We start from the raw sequence: 16,075 nt of genomic DNA on the forward strand, positions 1-16,075 counted from the left end.
AGACAGATGGCTATTGAAATTAACGTACCGGACATCGGTGCAGATGCAGTGGAAGTCACCGAAATTATGGTGAAGGTGGGCGATACCGTTTCCGTTGAACAATCGCTGATCACCGTTGAAGGCGATAAAGCTTCTATGGAAGTGCCTTCTCCACAAGCTGGCGTGGTGAAAGAGATCAAAGTTGCGGTCGGCGATACCGTCGAAACCGGCAAACTGATTATGATCTTCGAAGCCGCTGACGGAGCTGCTGATGCAGCTCCTGCGAAACAGGAAGCGAAAGCTGAAGCAGAAGATAAACCTGCTGCTGCACCTGCGTCGAGCGCAAGCAAAGAAGTGAACGTGCCAGATATCGGTGGTGACGAAGTTGAAGTTACCGAGATTATGGTGAAAGTGGGCGACAAAGTTGAAGCTGAGCAATCGCTGATCACCGTAGAAGGCGACAAAGCCTCTATGGAAGTCCCTGCACCGTTCGCGGGTACCGTAAAAGAAATCAAAATCGCTGCGGGCGACAAAGTCAGCACCGGCTCTTTGATCATGGTCTTCGAAGTGGCCGGTTCCGGTTCTGCCGCACCAGCCAAAGAAGAAGCGAAGTCAGAAGCGGCCCCGGCAGCTCCTGCGGCCTCCGGCAGCAAAGAAGTGAACGTACCTGATATCGGCGGCGACGAAGTTGAAGTCACTGAAATCATGGTTAAAGTAGGCGACAAAGTAACGGCTGAACAGTCGATTATCACCGTGGAAGGCGACAAAGCCTCCATGGAAGTCCCTGCGCCGTTCGCCGGTACTGTGAAAGAAATCAAAATCGCTGCGGGCGACAAAGTCAGCACCGGCTCTTTGATCATGGTCTTCGAAGTAGAAGGCGCTGCGCCTGCTGCTCCGGCGGCGAAGAAAGAAGAAGCGGCTGCCCCTGCGAAACAAGAACAGAAAGCCGCCGCACCGGCTGCTCCAGCCGCCAGCAAAGGCGACTTCGCTGAGAATGACGCTTACGTTCACGCCACGCCGGTTATCCGTCGTCTGGCTCGTGAATTCGGCGTTAACCTGGCGAAAGTGAAAGGCACAGGCCGTAAGGGTCGTATCCTGCGCGAAGACGTTCAGGCATACGTGAAAGACGCGGTTAAACGTGCTGAAGCTGCACCGGCTGCTGCCACTGGCGGCGGTATTCCGGGCATGCTGCCTTGGCCGAAAGTCGACTTCAGCAAGTTTGGTGAAATCGAAGAAGTGGAACTGGGTCGTATCCAGAAAATCTCTGGTGCCAACCTGAGCCGTAACTGGGTAATGATCCCGCACGTTACGCACTTCGACAAAACCGATATCACCGAGCTGGAAGCGTTCCGTAAACAGCAGAATGATGAAGCGGCTAAACGCAAGCTGGATGTGAAATTCACGCCAGTGGTGTTCATCATGAAAGCGGTTGCGGCTGCACTTGAGCAGATGCCACGTTTCAACAGTTCTCTGTCAGAAGATGGTCAGAAACTGACGCTGAAAAAATACATCAACGTCGGTGTTGCGGTCGATACGCCTAACGGTCTGGTTGTTCCGGTCTTCAAAGACGTGAACAAGAAAGGCATCGCTGAGCTGTCCCGTGAACTGATGGCAATCTCCAAGAAAGCGCGTGATGGTAAACTGACTGCCGGCGAAATGCAGGGCGGTTGTTTCACGATCTCCAGCCTTGGCGGTATCGGGACGACCCACTTTGCGCCAATCGTTAATGCGCCGGAAGTGGCTATCCTCGGTGTCTCCAAGTCCGCGATGGAGCCTGTCTGGAACGGTAAAGAGTTCGTACCGCGTCTGATGATGCCAATGTCGCTCTCCTTCGACCACCGCGTGATTGACGGTGCCGATGGTGCGCGCTTTATCACCATCATCAACAACGTACTGTCAGACATTCGCCGTCTGGTTATGTAAGCGAAAAGCCGGCCAAACGGCCGGCTTTTTTCTGGTAATCTCATCATGTTGGTTGGGATTATCCTGCGCTAAACACGAATCGTATGCCGTTTGTTGTTTCAAATTTGTTAACAATTTTGTAAACTGCGGGCGGATAGAACGACCCGGTGGATGATGGGCGTTGCGACATAAAAATGACGTCAGACCCGCCGGACATAAATTAAGAGGTCATGATGAGTACTGAAATTAAAACTCAGGTCGTCGTACTTGGGGCGGGCCCTGCAGGTTACTCTGCTGCTTTCCGTTGCGCTGATTTAGGTCTTGAAACTGTTCTGGTTGAGCGTTATGCCACTCTCGGCGGCGTGTGCCTGAACGTTGGCTGTATCCCTTCTAAAGCTCTGCTGCACGTTGCAAAAGTGATTTCCGAAGCGAAAGCTCTGGCAGAACACGGCATCGTTTTCGGTGAGCCGAAAACTGACATCGACAAAGTGCGTGTCTGGAAAGAAAAAGTCATCAACCAGCTGACCGGTGGTCTGGCGGGCATGGCGAAAGGCCGTAAAGTCAAAGTCGTGAACGGCTTGGGCAAATTTACTGGCGCGAATACTCTGGTTGTTGAAGGCGAGAATGGTCCAACGACTATCACTTTCGACAATGCGATCATTGCGGCGGGTTCCCGTCCAATCAAACTGCCATTCATTCCTCATGATGATCCACGCGTGTGGGATTCCACCGACGCACTGGAACTGAAAACTGTCCCTGAGCGTCTGCTCGTCATGGGCGGTGGCATCATCGGTCTGGAAATGGGCACCGTTTACCACGCGCTGGGTTCACAGATCGACGTGGTAGAAATGTTTGATCAGGTGATCCCTGCCGCTGATAAAGACGTGGTGAAAGTCTTCACCAAGAAAATCAGCAAGCAGTTTAACCTGATGCTGGAAACCAAAGTGACAGCGGTAGAAGCCAAAGAAGACGGCATCTATGTCACGATGGAAGGCAAGAAAGCTCCGGCAGAACCACAGCGTTATGACGCAGTGCTGGTCGCGATTGGCCGTGTACCAAACGGTAAACTGCTGGAAGCAGGCGCAGCGGGCATTGAAGTTGACGACCGTGGCTTCATCCACGTCGACAAACAAATGCGCACCAACGTGCCACACATCTTTGCTATCGGCGACATCGTCGGCCAGCCAATGCTGGCACACAAAGGTGTTCACGAAGGCCACGTGGCTGCGGAAGTCATCTCCGGCAAGAAACACTACTTCGATCCGAAAGTCATTCCATCGATCGCCTACACTGAGCCAGAAGTTGCCTGGGTTGGCCTGACCGAGAAAGAAGCGAAAGAAAAAGGCATCAGCTACGAAACAGCCACCTTCCCGTGGGCAGCTTCAGGCCGTGCTATCGCTTCCGATTGTGCAGACGGTATGACCAAACTGATCTTCGACAAAGAAACTCACCGTGTCATCGGTGGTGCGATTGTCGGTACCAACGGCGGCGAGCTGCTGGGCGAAATCGGTCTGGCAATCGAAATGGGTTGTGATGCAGAAGATATCGCGCTGACCATCCATGCTCACCCGACTCTGCATGAGTCCGTGGGTCTGGCAGCAGAAATCTACGAAGGTAGCATTACTGACCTGCCGAACCCGAAAGCCAAGAAGAAATAATTCTGGTTTAAAGGTTTAAGAAGCGGCGCCGAGAGGGGCCGCTTTTTTTTGTGCTTTTTTCACGATGAATCCTCTGTAAAGCCCCTTTAATCCCTTGTTAAGCTAGGCCTATTATGCTGTTGTAATGCGCGGCCAGAAGGAAGGCAGTCGATCCGTCTGTGCTCAACGATTCAGCAAAGATTTAATGTTGCTTTTATGTGAACGAATTAACAAGCAGGCAAAATCCTGCTATGCTGCCCCGGCGCTAAAGGGCACTGTGCTCAGGTTCAGGATGTGTCGTAAACCGACCAAGAAACAATTATACCCGCAGTGTCCCCGATTCATCAGACAGCCTGAATTCCCCTGTCCCTACAGGCAAGACACGATGCTGATGATGGAAGCCAGGCATAATAAATGACAATGAGAGCGAGGAGAAAGTCGTGCTAGAAGAATACCGTAAGCACGTAGCCGAGCGTGCTGCAGAGGGCATCGTCCCTAAGCCACTTGATGCTTCACAGATGGCAGCGTTGGTTGAGTCCCTGAAGAATCCGCCACAAGGCGAAGAAGATACTCTGTTAGACCTGCTGATTAACCGTGTTCCACCCGGCGTCGACGAAGCCGCCTATGTTAAAGCCGGATTCCTGGCTGCCGTCGCCAAAGGCGAAACTACCTCCCCGTTGGTCACCCCTGAAAAAGCTGTCGAACTGCTGGGCACCATGCAGGGCGGCTACAATATTCATCCGCTGATCGATGCGCTGGATAGCGAAACGCTGGCGCCTATCGCCGCCAAAGCGCTGTCTCATACGCTGCTGATGTTCGATAACTTCTATGATGTCGAAGAGAAAGCGCACGCAGGCAACGAACACGCCAAAAAAATCCTTCAGTCGTGGGCGGATGCCGAATGGTATCTGTCACGTCCGAAACTGGCAGAAAAAATCACCGTGACCGTTTTCAAAGTCACCGGTGAAACTAACACTGACGATCTGTCACCTGCACCGGATGCCTGGTCCCGTCCAGATATTCCTTTGCATGCGCTGGCGATGCTGAAAAACGAACGCGAAGGCATCGTGCCTGACGCGCCGGGCACCATCGGCCCTATCAAACAGATCGACGAACTCAACAAGAAAGGCTTCCCGCTGGCTTACGTCGGCGACGTGGTCGGTACCGGCTCTTCGCGTAAATCAGCCACTAACTCCGTGCTCTGGTACATGGGGGATGATATTCCGCACGTGCCAAACAAACGCGGTGGTGGTGTGGTTCTGGGCGGAAAAATCGCGCCAATCTTCTTCAATACGATGGAAGATGCCGGTGCACTGCCGATCGAAGTGGACGTGTCTGACCTGAACATGGGCGATGTGATCGACATCTTCCCGTATCTTGGCGAAGTGCGTAACCACGATACCGGCGCAGTTATTGCGACGTTCGAACTGAAAACTGACGTACTGCTGGACGAAGTTCGCGCCGGTGGCCGTATTCCGCTGATCATTGGCCGTGGTTTAACCACCAAAGCCCGTGAATCACTGAAGCTGCCTCAGAGCGACGTGTTCCGCATTGCCAAACCGGTCGCGGCCAGCAACAAAGGCTTCTCGCTGGCGCAGAAAATGGTAGGCCGCGCCTGTGGCGTTGCCGGTATTCGTCCGAACGAATATTGCGAACCAAAAATGACCTCCGTCGGTTCTCAGGACACCACCGGTCCAATGACTCGTGATGAACTGAAAGACCTTGCTTGTCTGGGGTTCTCTGCGGATCTGGTGATGCAGTCATTCTGTCATACCGCGGCGTATCCAAAGCCGGTTGACGTGACTACCCACCATACGCTGCCAGATTTCATTATGAACCGCGGCGGCGTTTCGCTGCGCCCTGGTGACGGTATCATCCACTCATGGCTGAACCGTATGCTGCTGCCTGATACCGTCGGTACCGGCGGTGACTCCCATACCCGTTTCCCCATCGGGATTTCATTCCCTGCGGGTTCCGGTCTGGTGGCGTTTGCTGCAGCAACCGGCGTGATGCCTCTCGATATGCCGGAATCCGTTCTGGTGCGTTTCAAAGGCAAAATGCAGCCGGGGATCACCCTGCGTGATCTGGTGCATGCGATCCCTTACTACGCGATCAAAGAAGGCCATCTGACCGTTGAGAAGAAGGGTAAGAAAAACCTCTTCTCAGGCCGTATCCTGGAAATCGAAGGTTTACCAGAGCTGAAAGTAGAACAGGCATTTGAACTGGCGGATGCGTCCGCAGAACGTTCAGCGGCCGGTTGTACGATCAAACTGGATCAGGCACCGATCAAAGAATACCTGAGCTCTAACATCGTGCTGCTGAAGTGGATGATCTCTGAAGGTTACGGCGATCGTCGTACCATTGAGCGCCGCATCAAAGGCATGGAAGAGTGGCTGGCGAACCCAACGCTGCTCGAAGCGGATGCCGACGCCGAGTACGCTGCGGTGATCGAAATCGATCTGGCCGAAATCAAAGAGCCGATTCTTTGTGCGCCAAACGATCCGGACGATGCGCGTCTGCTGTCTTCTGTACAGAACAGCAAAATCGACGAAGTCTTTATCGGTTCGTGTATGACTAACATTGGTCATTTCCGCGCGGCAGGTAAACTGCTCGACAGCCATAAAGGCGCGTTGCCAACCCGTCTGTGGGTTGCGCCACCGACCAAAATGGATGCGGCGCAGCTGACGGAAGAGGGCTATTACAGCGTATTCGGTAAGAGCGGTGCTCGCGTTGAGATCCCAGGCTGTTCACTGTGCATGGGTAACCAGGCGCGCGTGGCCGACGGTTCTACCGTGGTATCCACCTCAACCCGTAACTTCCCGAACCGTCTGGGTAATGGCGCTAACGTCTATCTGGCCTCCGCGGAGCTGGCGGCGATTGCTTCCCTGCTCGGTCGTTTGCCAACCCCGGAAGAGTATCTGGGTTACATGGCTGAAGTGGATAAGACAGCGGTGGACACTTACCGTTATCTGAACTTCGACAAGCTGAGTGAATATACCGACAAAGCTGACGGCGTGATCTTCCAAACCGCAGTCTAAATCGTTATATTTGCGCCAGTGTTGAAAGGGAGCCTCGGCTCCCTTTTTTATTTTCATTTTCCAGAGGGCTGAATCATGGACTACGACTTTTTGCGCGACATCACCGGAGAGGTCAAAGTGCGGTTCTCGATGGGCCACGAAGTAATTGGTCACTGGCTGAATGAGGAAGTGAAGGGCGATCTCAGCGTGCTGGATAAGGTCGAAGCGGCGCTGGTTGAGCTTAAAGGCAGCGAGCGTGAAACGCAGATGATCGGCCACGAATATACGCTGCTGTTAGCCGACGATGAAGTCATGGTTCGCACCAATCAGCTGGATTTCGACGGCGATGAGATTGAAGAAGGCATGAGCTATTACGACGAAGAAAGTCTGGCGTTTTGCGGCGTCGAGGACTTTCTGCAAGTCCTCGAAAAGTACCGTTCTTTCATTACTACCTATCGCTAAAACGCTATTTCCCCCGCGAGGCGGTCCAGCACAACAACGAACCGCCGACCACCATCAGCACGCCCGGCCAGAAACTGGCGCCCGGCAGCGTGTGCAGCCATAATCCGGCGATCAAAATCGATGACAGTGGCGTGAAATACGACAGTGCCGCCACCAGCGTGGCATTGCCTTTTTTCATCGCCAGATCCCAGCACTGATAGGAAATCGCCGTCACCGCACCCATCGCCAGCAGTTCGAGGATCGCTGGTAATGTCAGGCTGATCCGGTTGGAGGAATACGTGAAGTAAAGCACCCACAGCACCGCGCCGGTGGCCAGCAGGAATAACGGCAGCGCGCCTTTGCCTTTGCACAAGACCCGCACCAGATTGGAATACAACGCCCACGACACCGCAGCACCCAGTGCCAGACTATAGGCCACCGGATTACCCCGAACGTTGCGTATGAGTTGATGAATATCCAGCCCGTGACCGCCGCTGATCGCCCACAGCACACCGGCAAACGCCAGAATAACCCCCGGCCAGATCCACCCGCGTACGCGTAATTTCAGCAGCGGCACCGCAAACAACAGCGTCAGGCTTGGCCACAGATAGTTGATCAACCCCAGTTCCAGCGTCTGCTGACGGGTATGCGCCAGGCCGATGGCCAGTGAAAACGCCACCATATAGAAGATGAACAACAGTCCGCAGACAATCAGATAGGCAGCCGATTCGCCTCGCAGGGAAGGTTTTCCGCCGACCATCCAGACCATGATCCCGCTGACGGTATAAATAGAGGCGGCCGCGCCGAAGGGGCCGAGCGATTCAGACAGGCTGCGGGTGAGCGCGACGCTCATGCTCCACAGTAAAATGGCGACGACGCCAAAGAGCGTTGCAAAACGATCCATTAAAAGGGTATGCCTCTGAAAAAGGAGGCCTTAAAGATAAGCGATTGTTGCGGTCGAAGAAACCGCAACAATTATCTTGAGAGAGACTTTCAGAAGAGTCATCAGAAATAGAAACCGACTTCCAGACCCAATGTTGAAGTGGTGGTCGCAGGCTGGTAATAGCCAACGTTGCGTCCGTTCAGATCACCCTGTTTCTCATCTGACTTGCCGTATTTCTGGTGCACATAGCTGGCTTTGACGAACACATCTTTGTTGATGTTCCACGTCAGGCTGGTGAACGGCGAGAGCTTTGATTTCGGCTCCAGCCAGACATCACCCTGATTGCTGTGCGTCCAGGTTTTGATCGGGTATAGCACACCGCCTTCGACACTCAGACGTGAATCAGCGGTCATCTGCCAGTTCGCGCCCAGCGCGGTTTTCGCGTAAGGCTGCAACGACACTTCCAGCGCCGTGTAATCCCGCGTGCGGTTCTGCGATGCGATATAAACATCGTCGGAGCGAATGTTACGCAACCACACCTGCCCGCCGAGCGTGCCTTTCATATCGAAAGATACGCTGTCTGACGCGCGATAACGGTAGCCGCGCGTCAAATCGGCGCTATAACCGGTGTAGTAGGTTTTCCCTTTCAGCGTGCCGTTCGGCACATTGGCCTGATCGTCAAGGGTGCTGCCTTTATAATTGACGATCCCAAACATTACGCTCATGTCCCAGGCTTTTAATAAGCCGTCCGGTACATCGAGATAATTATTGGATCCGAAATTTACGCGCAGGCGAGGGCCATGTTCAGCAACATATTTACCGTCCATATTATCGACGGATTCGTCCCACTTATAATATTCAGCACCATAACTGACATAGTGCCGCATCCCTTCAGTATTGCTGCCTAACAAACTTTCCCCGGCCCGGGAAACCCCGGAAACCAATAAAGAACTCGTGACCAGCAGGCTGGATACGGTCTTTAATTTACTCATTGTCATTTTTTATTTCTGCTTGCAGGTGGATGGAGCTGGTTGCTTAGTAAGCAATACGGCGATGCTAAAGGCTGCCGGGGCAGAGATAAAGGGATTTGTCTGTTTTTAAGAAAATAGCGATCTTTTGATCGGTATTAACTCAAATTAATGAATGAATATAAATATAATTTGATTTATAGGCTGCGTGTCATATTGATAATTTGGTTTATTGCATAGATCCTTTGTCGATTAATTTGACTTAAAATAGAATTTAATTACTGTTTATATATTAATTTGTCTTAAGGAGTGTAGCCGGTTTTTATACCAGCGTGGTTATTTTACTTAAGTAATGCTTATCGGGTTTTATAGCCTGATCGCAATTTCTAAGATTATTACGATAAAAAAAGGCCGGGCATCCGCAGATGTCCGGCCTTTCTCATTGTGCGTCTGTCACACCGCAGGCAGATTCCGACCGTAATAGATTTCCTGCATTTCTTTGTACAGCAAATCAGTGATCTCTTTGCGTTCCTGCACGCTCAGCTCTTCCGGTTTGGCATTGAACAGATAGTGCTTTAGATCGAATTCCTTCAGCAACATCTTGGTATGGAAAATATTTTCCTGATACACGTTCACGTCCATCATGTCGTACAGCGCTTTCATATCCTGAGACATGAAGTTTTGGATCGAGTTGATGGAGTGGTCGATGTAGTGCTTCACGCCATTGACGTCACGGGTGAAACCACGGACGCGGTAATCAATGGTGACGATGTCAGATTCAAGCTGATGGATCAGGTAGTTCAACGCTTTCAGCGGAGAAATCACGCCGCAGGTTGAGACCTCAATATCGGCGCGGAAGGTGCACAGGCCGCCTTCGGGATGGCTTTCCGGATAGGTGTGCACGCAGATGTGGCTTTTATCCAGGTGCGCGACCACGGAGTTTGGCAGTGGGCCGGGATGTTCGGTGGTGTCCACGTCGCGTGGATCGACCGGCTCTTCGCTCACTAAAATCGTGACGCTGGCGCCCTGTGGTTCGTAATCCTGACGCGCAACGTTAAGGACATTCGCACCGATGATCGAACAGGTTTCGGTGAGGATCTCGGTTAACCGGTTGGCGTTATATTCTTTGTCAATGTAGGCAATGTAGCCGTCACGATCGTCTGCGGTTTTGGCGTAGCAGATATCGTAGATACAAAAACTCAGGCTTTTGGTCAGGTTGTTGAAGCCATGCAGTTTCAGTTTTTGCAATTTAGTTCACCCCCTTATGGATACCGTATCAGCGCGCAGCTGACAGGGCATTCAGTAAATACTGCGGCAGGGCAAAGCTGCCGTGATGGATAGCCGGATTGTAATAGCGGCAGGTGATGCCTGCGGCGTCGAAACGCGCCTGCAAGGTCTGGCTGTCGATCTGGCGATATTCCGGGCTGTTGGTCGCCCAGGCGAAGGTCATGATGCCGCCGTAATAGGTCGGGATCGCAGCCTGATAGAAACTGACGTCGCTGAAATAGTGGCTCAGCTTAGTATGACTGTTGACCGCTTCATCCTGCTGGAGGAAACAGACGCCGTTCTGCGCCACAAAAATGCCACCCGGCTTCAGACAGCGGGCACAGCCTTCGTAAAAGGCCGAGGTGAACAGGCTTTCTCCCGGACCGATCGGATCGGTACAGTCGGAGATGATCACATCGAACGTGTCACTGGTCTGATTGACGAAGTTCACGCCGTCGTCGATTACCAGATTGAATCGGGCATCGTCATAGGCACCGGCGCTGTGGTTCGGCAGATACTTGCGGCAAAATTCCACTACACCCGCATCGATCTCCACCATGGTGATCGCTTCCACACCCTGGTGACGGCACACTTCGCGCAGCATTCCGCCGTCGCCGCCGCCGATGATCAACACCTTTTTGGCGTTGCCGTGCGAGAGTAACGGCACGTGAGTCAGCATTTCATGATAGATAAATTCATCACGTTCGGTTGTTTGCACCACGCCGTCGAGCGCCATCACGCGACCGAGCGCGGCGTTCTCGAAAATCACCAGATCCTGATGATCGGTTTTATCACGGTATATTTCTTTTTCGACGCTGAAATACTGGCCGAAATTGGCGTGCAGCGTCTCATACCATATTTCTTTGGGTGACGAGTTCTGGGACATTGGGCACTTCTCCTGAGCCTTCGCAGCCATAAAAATGGGCGCACATGATAGCTAACTCTGCCCGGGCTTGCACGGCGGGATTTCAGGCAGGGGAACGTGAGTCCAGTGTAGTCCAGTCAGGGAAAGCAGGGAGGAAAGGGGAGAAATGAACAGGCTCCGGCATCAGAATGACGGAGCGCAAGGCATAAATCAGTTGGTGTAGGCCAGCAGGCTCAGCGAATCCCGCGCCAGCGATTTACATTTGGTCGGCTTCGGTACGGCAATGCCGCTCAGATCGCGATAGCTGTCTTCGCCCATCGCCTGCATATTGAAGCTGCTGTAATTGCTCAGATCCCAGCGGTTTTGCTGAGCAAAAAAGACGATCGCACGTTTGATCTGAGTGTTCGGCAGCTGTTCGTAGCCGCAGTTATTTTTCAGAAAGACAAAAACGGCAGTCAGATCCGCGAGATCTTCTGCTTCTGATTCACTTAACGCCTGACTGGCGGAGGAGAAACCGAGCAGCGACAGTAACAGCAAACACAGTGTGGTTCTTTTCATGGGCGTGTTCTTGTTCTTTTAGATAGAAAGAAAATGAGAAAGACTCGGCTCAAGCGCAATTAAAATGACGTTACCATATTAGCACAAAGGGGCACCAAATTTTTTCTGCTGCGCCAGTCACTTGACCTTCCCCCAGGGGCAGGGTTTAGGCTGGGGCACAATTATGGCAATTTTCCGATCATAAGGACTGAACATGAACCGTCGCGATTTCGTAAAGTGGACGACCCTGGTGGGCGCCGCCAGTACGCTTCCCGGCTGGAGCCGCTTCGCGCTGGCTGACAGCCGCCCGGCACTGCCGATCCCCGCGTTACTGGAACCGGATGCCCGCAGCGCCATCCAGCTGACGTTACAGCGCGGTCAGAGTCAGTTTTTACCGGGTGTCACTACCGAGACATGGGGCGTGAATGGCAATCTTCTCGGCCCGGCGCTGCGCATCCGCCGTGGTGAAGCCGTCAACGTGACGGTCAACAACCGACTGAGCGTACCGAGCACCGTTCACTGGCACGGGCTGGAAATTCCCGGCGACATCGACGGCGGGCCGCAAGGATTGATCGCCCCCGGCCAGAGTCGCAATCTGCGTTTTCAGCTCGATCAGCCGGCCTCGACCTGCTGGTTCCACCCGCATCCGCATCAGACCAGCGGTTATCAGGTGGCGATGGGGCTGGCCGGCATGGTGCTTATCGAAGATGAAGCCAGCGATATGCTTCAGCTTCCCAAACGCTGGGGCGTGGATGACATTCCGGTGATTTTGCAGGATAAGCGCCTCAACGACGTCGGACAGATCGACTACCAGATGGATGTGATGACCGCCGCCGTCGGCTGGTTCGGGCAACATATGCTGACCAACGGCGCGGTTTATCCGCAGCACGGTATCTCACGCGGCTGGCTGCGCCTGCGTCTGCTCAACGGCTGCAACGCGCGCTCCCTGCATCTCGCCACCAGCGATGGCCGCCCGATGTACGTTATCGCCAGCGACGGCGGTTTTCTCGCCGAGCCGGTAAAAGTGACGGAGCTGCCGATGCTGATGGGCGAACGATTTGAAGTGATGATCGAATGCACCGACGGCAAAGCGTTTGATCTGGTTACGCTGCCCGTGAAACAGATGGGGATGACGCTGGCGCCGTTCGACAAGCCTTTGCCGGTGCTGCGCATCCAGCCGACGCTGACGCAAAGTGGCGGCACGTTGCCGGATTCGCTGATGACATTACCGGAGCTGGTGTCCACCGATAACCTGCCGACCCGCTGGCTGCAACTGATGATGGATCCGCAGCTCGATCAACAGGGCATGGCTGCACTGATGGCGAAATATGGTCACAGCGCGATGGCAGGAATGAGTATGGATCACGGCGGCGGCGAGATGGCCGCGATGCCGGGAATGGCAGAGTCCGGTCACGACGCTCACGGCAGTATGGCCGGTATGGACATGAGTAAATCCTCCGGCAAATACGATTTTATGCAGGGCAATAAAATCAACGGCAAAGCCTATGACATGAACGTGCCAGCGTTCGATGTCAAACAAGGACAGTACGAGAAATGGACGATTTCGGGCGAAGGCGACATGATGCTCCACCCGTTCCATATCCACGGCACGCAGTTCCGTATTCTTTCTGAAAACGGTCAGCCGGTTGCGGCACACCGTCAGGGCTGGAAAGACATTGTGCGCGTCGAAGGTGCCCGCAGCGAAGTGCTGGTGCGTTTTAACCATCTGGCGGATAAGGATCACGCGTACATGGCGCACTGTCATTTACTCGAGCACGAAGACACCGGAATGATGCTTGGATTTACGGTTTCTGCATAAAATCCGAATTGCCCCGACCCGCTGCGTTACCCATCGGCGGGTTCTTTGATATAATCCTTTCCGCTTCAAGGTCGCCGTTTTGCTTAAAAACGGCGATAAATATTCTTAAATCAGGTGGTTAGTCTTTATATGAAACATCGCGTAGACGTCATGATTTCCGAGCAGGAAGTCAAAACCCGAATTGCCGAGTTAGGCCGTGAAATCACCGCGCACTACCGCGACAGCGGCAGCGAAATGGTGCTGGTTGGGCTGCTGCGCGGTTCCTTTATGTTTATGGCTGACTTGTGCCGCGCCGTTGATGTGCCGCACGAAGTTGACTTCATGACTGCCTCCAGCTACGGCAACGGCATGTCCACCACCCGTGACGTTAAAATCCTGAAAGACCTCGACGAAGACATTCGCGGCAAAGACGTGCTGATCGTTGAAGACATCATCGATTCCGGCAACACGTTGAGCAAAGTGCGCGAACTCCTGCAACTGCGCGGCCCGAAATCTCTGGCGATCTGTACGCTGCTGGATAAACCCGAGCGTCGCGAAGTAGAAGTGAAAGTGGAATATGTCGGTTTCGCCATCCCTGACGAATTCGTCGTCGGTTACGGCATCGACTACGCCCAGCGCTACCGCCATCTGCCGTACGTCGGTAAAGTGGTGATGCTGGAGGAATAGTTTTCACTTCCAGCGGTGTTATCCAGACTGAAAATTTAAGCCCCGTTTATTCGGGGTTTTTTCTTTTTACCTTATCTAATAAGTTGTACGTTTCTCATTACAGTGATTAGGTTAGGGGGCGGTATATCATCACTCCTATGAGAACTAATTCATTTATTTAATAAATTTTAATTTCATATATTAAATTTCTATGTTTAATTCCCACGGTGACTTCGCATATTAAATATCTATATTAAACGATAAATTTATCATTGAAGGTGTTATATGAAGCGTAACCAATTTAGAGTCACACGGCCAGCCTCCACGTCCCTTAATACCCCTCCGGCTCCACCTGTCGGGCAGACTTTTTTTCCTCCTAAAATTCAAAATGCTATTAATGCTCATCTGACCCCGGAATGTACCGCTGAAGGGGCGAGACTCCATCGTCATTTGCATACGGCACACGACTACATAGCCATGTGCCAGCAACCCGATCTCGAGATTACACAGGGTGACAGAGCCGTCATTCAAATCTTAATAGACAGTGAGAATACCCGGCAGCCGGAACTCCAATTATCTTATTATCCTTCGCTTACCGCGTTCGCATTCTGGCTGGAGTCCAACAAAAATAGGCGTAAACAACATGTTCGTGCGCTTGTTGCTTCCGCAGAAGACCGGCATCACCATTTCTATGTTGACTGTTATTTTACTGAGCCCGGACAATATAGTTCTCTTATTTTCATTGAAAGCGCACGCATTATACATCCGGCACAACAATTCGTTCTGAGTAAGTTTCAAGATATCCTGTATACAAAACAGGTTGAGAACTTCAGAATCGCGGTAATTGATGCACAGGTACAGTGCAGCCCGGCTGACTGCGTAATATTTTGTTTGTCGTTTGCATTAAAAAGCCTCAAGCATAAATACGCGTTTAATAATATGCACCAACAACACTGTACCCATAATTATCTGCATCCACATTTTGATCGTATCTCCTCAATGGATTTTTACGTCTATCCTATTTTTCCAGGATCACTCCTGCCAGCCGATTTTATAAGACATACCCATTCTCGGAGTGCTTACCAAAATATCTTTGAAAAATTGCCACCCATTGAACGCGAGGAGGCTACGAGTCGGTTAAATTCGCTGTATCAGGACCGTATTACCGCACATGGGAAGACACAATATCTAGTTTCTATCGAGCACAAACGGCTCCAGCTTTTGCGGCGGGCGTTGATTCAAATGGGCGCGATCAGTCTTCCCTAAAAACAGGCATTAAAAAAGGCACATTTTTGTGCCTTTTCTTTTTTGAATTTCTGTAGAGTGGTGCGGCTTGTTACTGCGGATTACCGTTGAGCAAGGCGGAGACACCCTGACGGTAACGCTGTTCCAGGGTTTCGCGGCTGGTAGCGTCAACTTCGAGGTTGCGCAGTCGTCCGTCCTGAATGCCGTATACCCAGCCGTGCAGCGTAACCTTCTGGCCGCGTTTCCAGGCTGATTGCATCACGGTGGAGTGACCAAGGTTATACACCTGCTCAACCACGTTCAGTTCGCACAGTTTATCGAGGCGCTGGTTCGGGGAGAGTTCGCCCAGCAGGGAGCTGTGTTTGTACCAGATGTCACGGATATGCAACAGCCAGTTATTAATCAGCCCCAGTTCCGGGTTTTCAACCGCCGCCTGAACACCGCCACAACCGTAGTGACCGCAAATAATCACGTGTTCCACTTCCAGCACGTCGATAGCATATTGCACCACAGACAGGCAGTTCAGGTCGGTGTGGATGACCAGGTTGGCGACGTTACGGTGAACGAAGAGTTCGCCGGGCTCAAGACCTGTCAGCTGTTCTGCCGGAACGCGACTGTCGGAGCAGCCGATCCACAGGTAGCGCGGTTTTTGAGATTGGGAGAGTCGTTCGAAGAAACCAGGATCTTCGTCGATCATGGTCTTGGACCAGTTGGCGTTATTACTGATGAGCTTTTCTATATCATTCATTGAGGTTAATAGCCTGTAACGTGCCAACAGCGATGGGGTAATATAGGGCAATGCTCCGTAATTTAAAACTGATTCGACATCTCATTTTGACTCACTCCTACTACAAGATTTTTACAAAAAGGT

The 16,075-nt window shown here is 52.4% G+C and carries 13 protein-coding genes; 7 read left to right on the top strand and 6 right to left on the bottom strand.

The features are described from left to right. The first annotated feature begins 6 nt into the window (after window positions 1–6). The 4 genes from aceF (at window position 7) to yacL (ending at window position 6,997) form a co-directional block, all read left to right on the top strand. On the top strand, window positions 7–1,902 hold the full coding sequence (aceF, locus tag ACMHLI_RS00940) for a pyruvate dehydrogenase complex dihydrolipoyllysine-residue acetyltransferase (RefSeq protein WP_413527855.1): 1,896 nt from the start codon (window positions 7–9) through the stop codon (window positions 1,900–1,902). A gap of 212 nt (window positions 1,903–2,114) precedes the next feature. Beyond that, window positions 2,115–3,539 (top strand): dihydrolipoyl dehydrogenase, encoded by a 1,425-nt coding sequence (gene lpdA, locus ACMHLI_RS00945; RefSeq protein WP_167457477.1) that lies wholly within the window; start codon window positions 2,115–2,117, stop codon window positions 3,537–3,539. Between the two features lie 419 nt (window positions 3,540–3,958). Continuing rightward, a complete protein-coding gene (gene acnB / locus ACMHLI_RS00950) occupies window positions 3,959–6,556 on the top strand; it encodes a bifunctional aconitate hydratase 2/2-methylisocitrate dehydratase (protein WP_413527856.1) in 2,598 nt (865 codons plus the stop codon). A 75-nt stretch (window positions 6,557–6,631) separates the two neighbouring features. Further along, a complete protein-coding gene (yacL, locus tag ACMHLI_RS00955) occupies window positions 6,632–6,997 on the top strand; it encodes a protein YacL (protein ID WP_413527857.1) in 366 nt (121 codons plus the stop codon). A 4-nt stretch (window positions 6,998–7,001) separates the two neighbouring features. Here yacL and yddG read toward each other — a convergent pair whose 3' ends face one another. The 5 genes from yddG to ACMHLI_RS00980 all read right to left on the bottom strand — a co-directional run bounded on the left by yddG (window position 7,002) and on the right by ACMHLI_RS00980 (window position 11,516). Continuing rightward, entirely contained in the window at window positions 7,002–7,880 is an 879-nt protein-coding gene (gene yddG, locus ACMHLI_RS00960) for an aromatic amino acid DMT transporter YddG (RefSeq protein ID WP_413527858.1), read from the bottom strand. Between the two features lie 101 nt (window positions 7,881–7,981). After that, the gene (locus ACMHLI_RS00965) at window positions 7,982–8,851 is read right to left on the bottom strand and encodes a hypothetical protein (protein ID WP_413527859.1); all 870 of its coding nucleotides are present in this window, start codon (window positions 8,849–8,851) and stop codon (window positions 7,982–7,984) included. Window positions 8,852–9,280: 429 nt separating this feature from the next. Beyond that, window positions 9,281–10,075 (bottom strand): adenosylmethionine decarboxylase, encoded by a 795-nt coding sequence (speD, locus tag ACMHLI_RS00970; protein WP_413527860.1) that lies wholly within the window; start codon window positions 10,073–10,075, stop codon window positions 9,281–9,283. A 28-nt stretch (window positions 10,076–10,103) separates the two neighbouring features. After that, on the bottom strand, window positions 10,104–10,979 hold the full coding sequence (gene speE / locus ACMHLI_RS00975; RefSeq protein ID WP_413527861.1) for a polyamine aminopropyltransferase: 876 nt from the start codon (window positions 10,977–10,979) through the stop codon (window positions 10,104–10,106). Window positions 10,980–11,168: 189 nt separating this feature from the next. Then, a complete protein-coding gene (locus tag ACMHLI_RS00980) occupies window positions 11,169–11,516 on the bottom strand; it encodes a YacC family pilotin-like protein (RefSeq protein WP_413527862.1) in 348 nt (115 codons plus the stop codon). Between the two features lie 193 nt (window positions 11,517–11,709). Here ACMHLI_RS00980 and cueO point away from each other — a divergent pair, with 193 nt between their 5' ends. The 3 genes from cueO to ACMHLI_RS00995 all read left to right on the top strand — a co-directional run bounded on the left by cueO (window position 11,710) and on the right by ACMHLI_RS00995 (window position 15,225). Next, complete coding sequence (gene cueO / locus ACMHLI_RS00985) at window positions 11,710–13,314, top strand: multicopper oxidase CueO (RefSeq protein ID WP_413527863.1); 1,605 nt, start codon at window positions 11,710–11,712, stop codon at window positions 13,312–13,314. Between the two features lie 129 nt (window positions 13,315–13,443). Beyond that, window positions 13,444–13,980: a hypoxanthine phosphoribosyltransferase gene (gene hpt / locus ACMHLI_RS00990; protein WP_413527864.1), complete on the top strand. Its 537-nt coding sequence runs from the start codon at window positions 13,444–13,446 to the stop codon at window positions 13,978–13,980. 264 nt (window positions 13,981–14,244) lie between these two features. Then, a complete protein-coding gene (locus tag ACMHLI_RS00995) occupies window positions 14,245–15,225 on the top strand; it encodes a YopJ family acetyltransferase (protein WP_413527865.1) in 981 nt (326 codons plus the stop codon). Between the two features lie 70 nt (window positions 15,226–15,295). Here the strand turns inward: ACMHLI_RS00995 and can are convergent, their stop codons facing one another. Continuing rightward, window positions 15,296–15,952, bottom strand: coding sequence for a carbonate dehydratase (gene can / locus ACMHLI_RS01000; protein ID WP_413527866.1), 657 nt, complete (start codon window positions 15,950–15,952; stop codon window positions 15,296–15,298). Between the last annotated feature and the right edge of the window lie 123 nt (window positions 15,953–16,075).

This window comes from Rahnella inusitata, assembly GCF_965118895.1.
In the GTDB taxonomy this organism is placed as follows: domain Bacteria; phylum Pseudomonadota; class Gammaproteobacteria; order Enterobacterales; family Enterobacteriaceae; genus Rahnella; species Rahnella inusitata_A.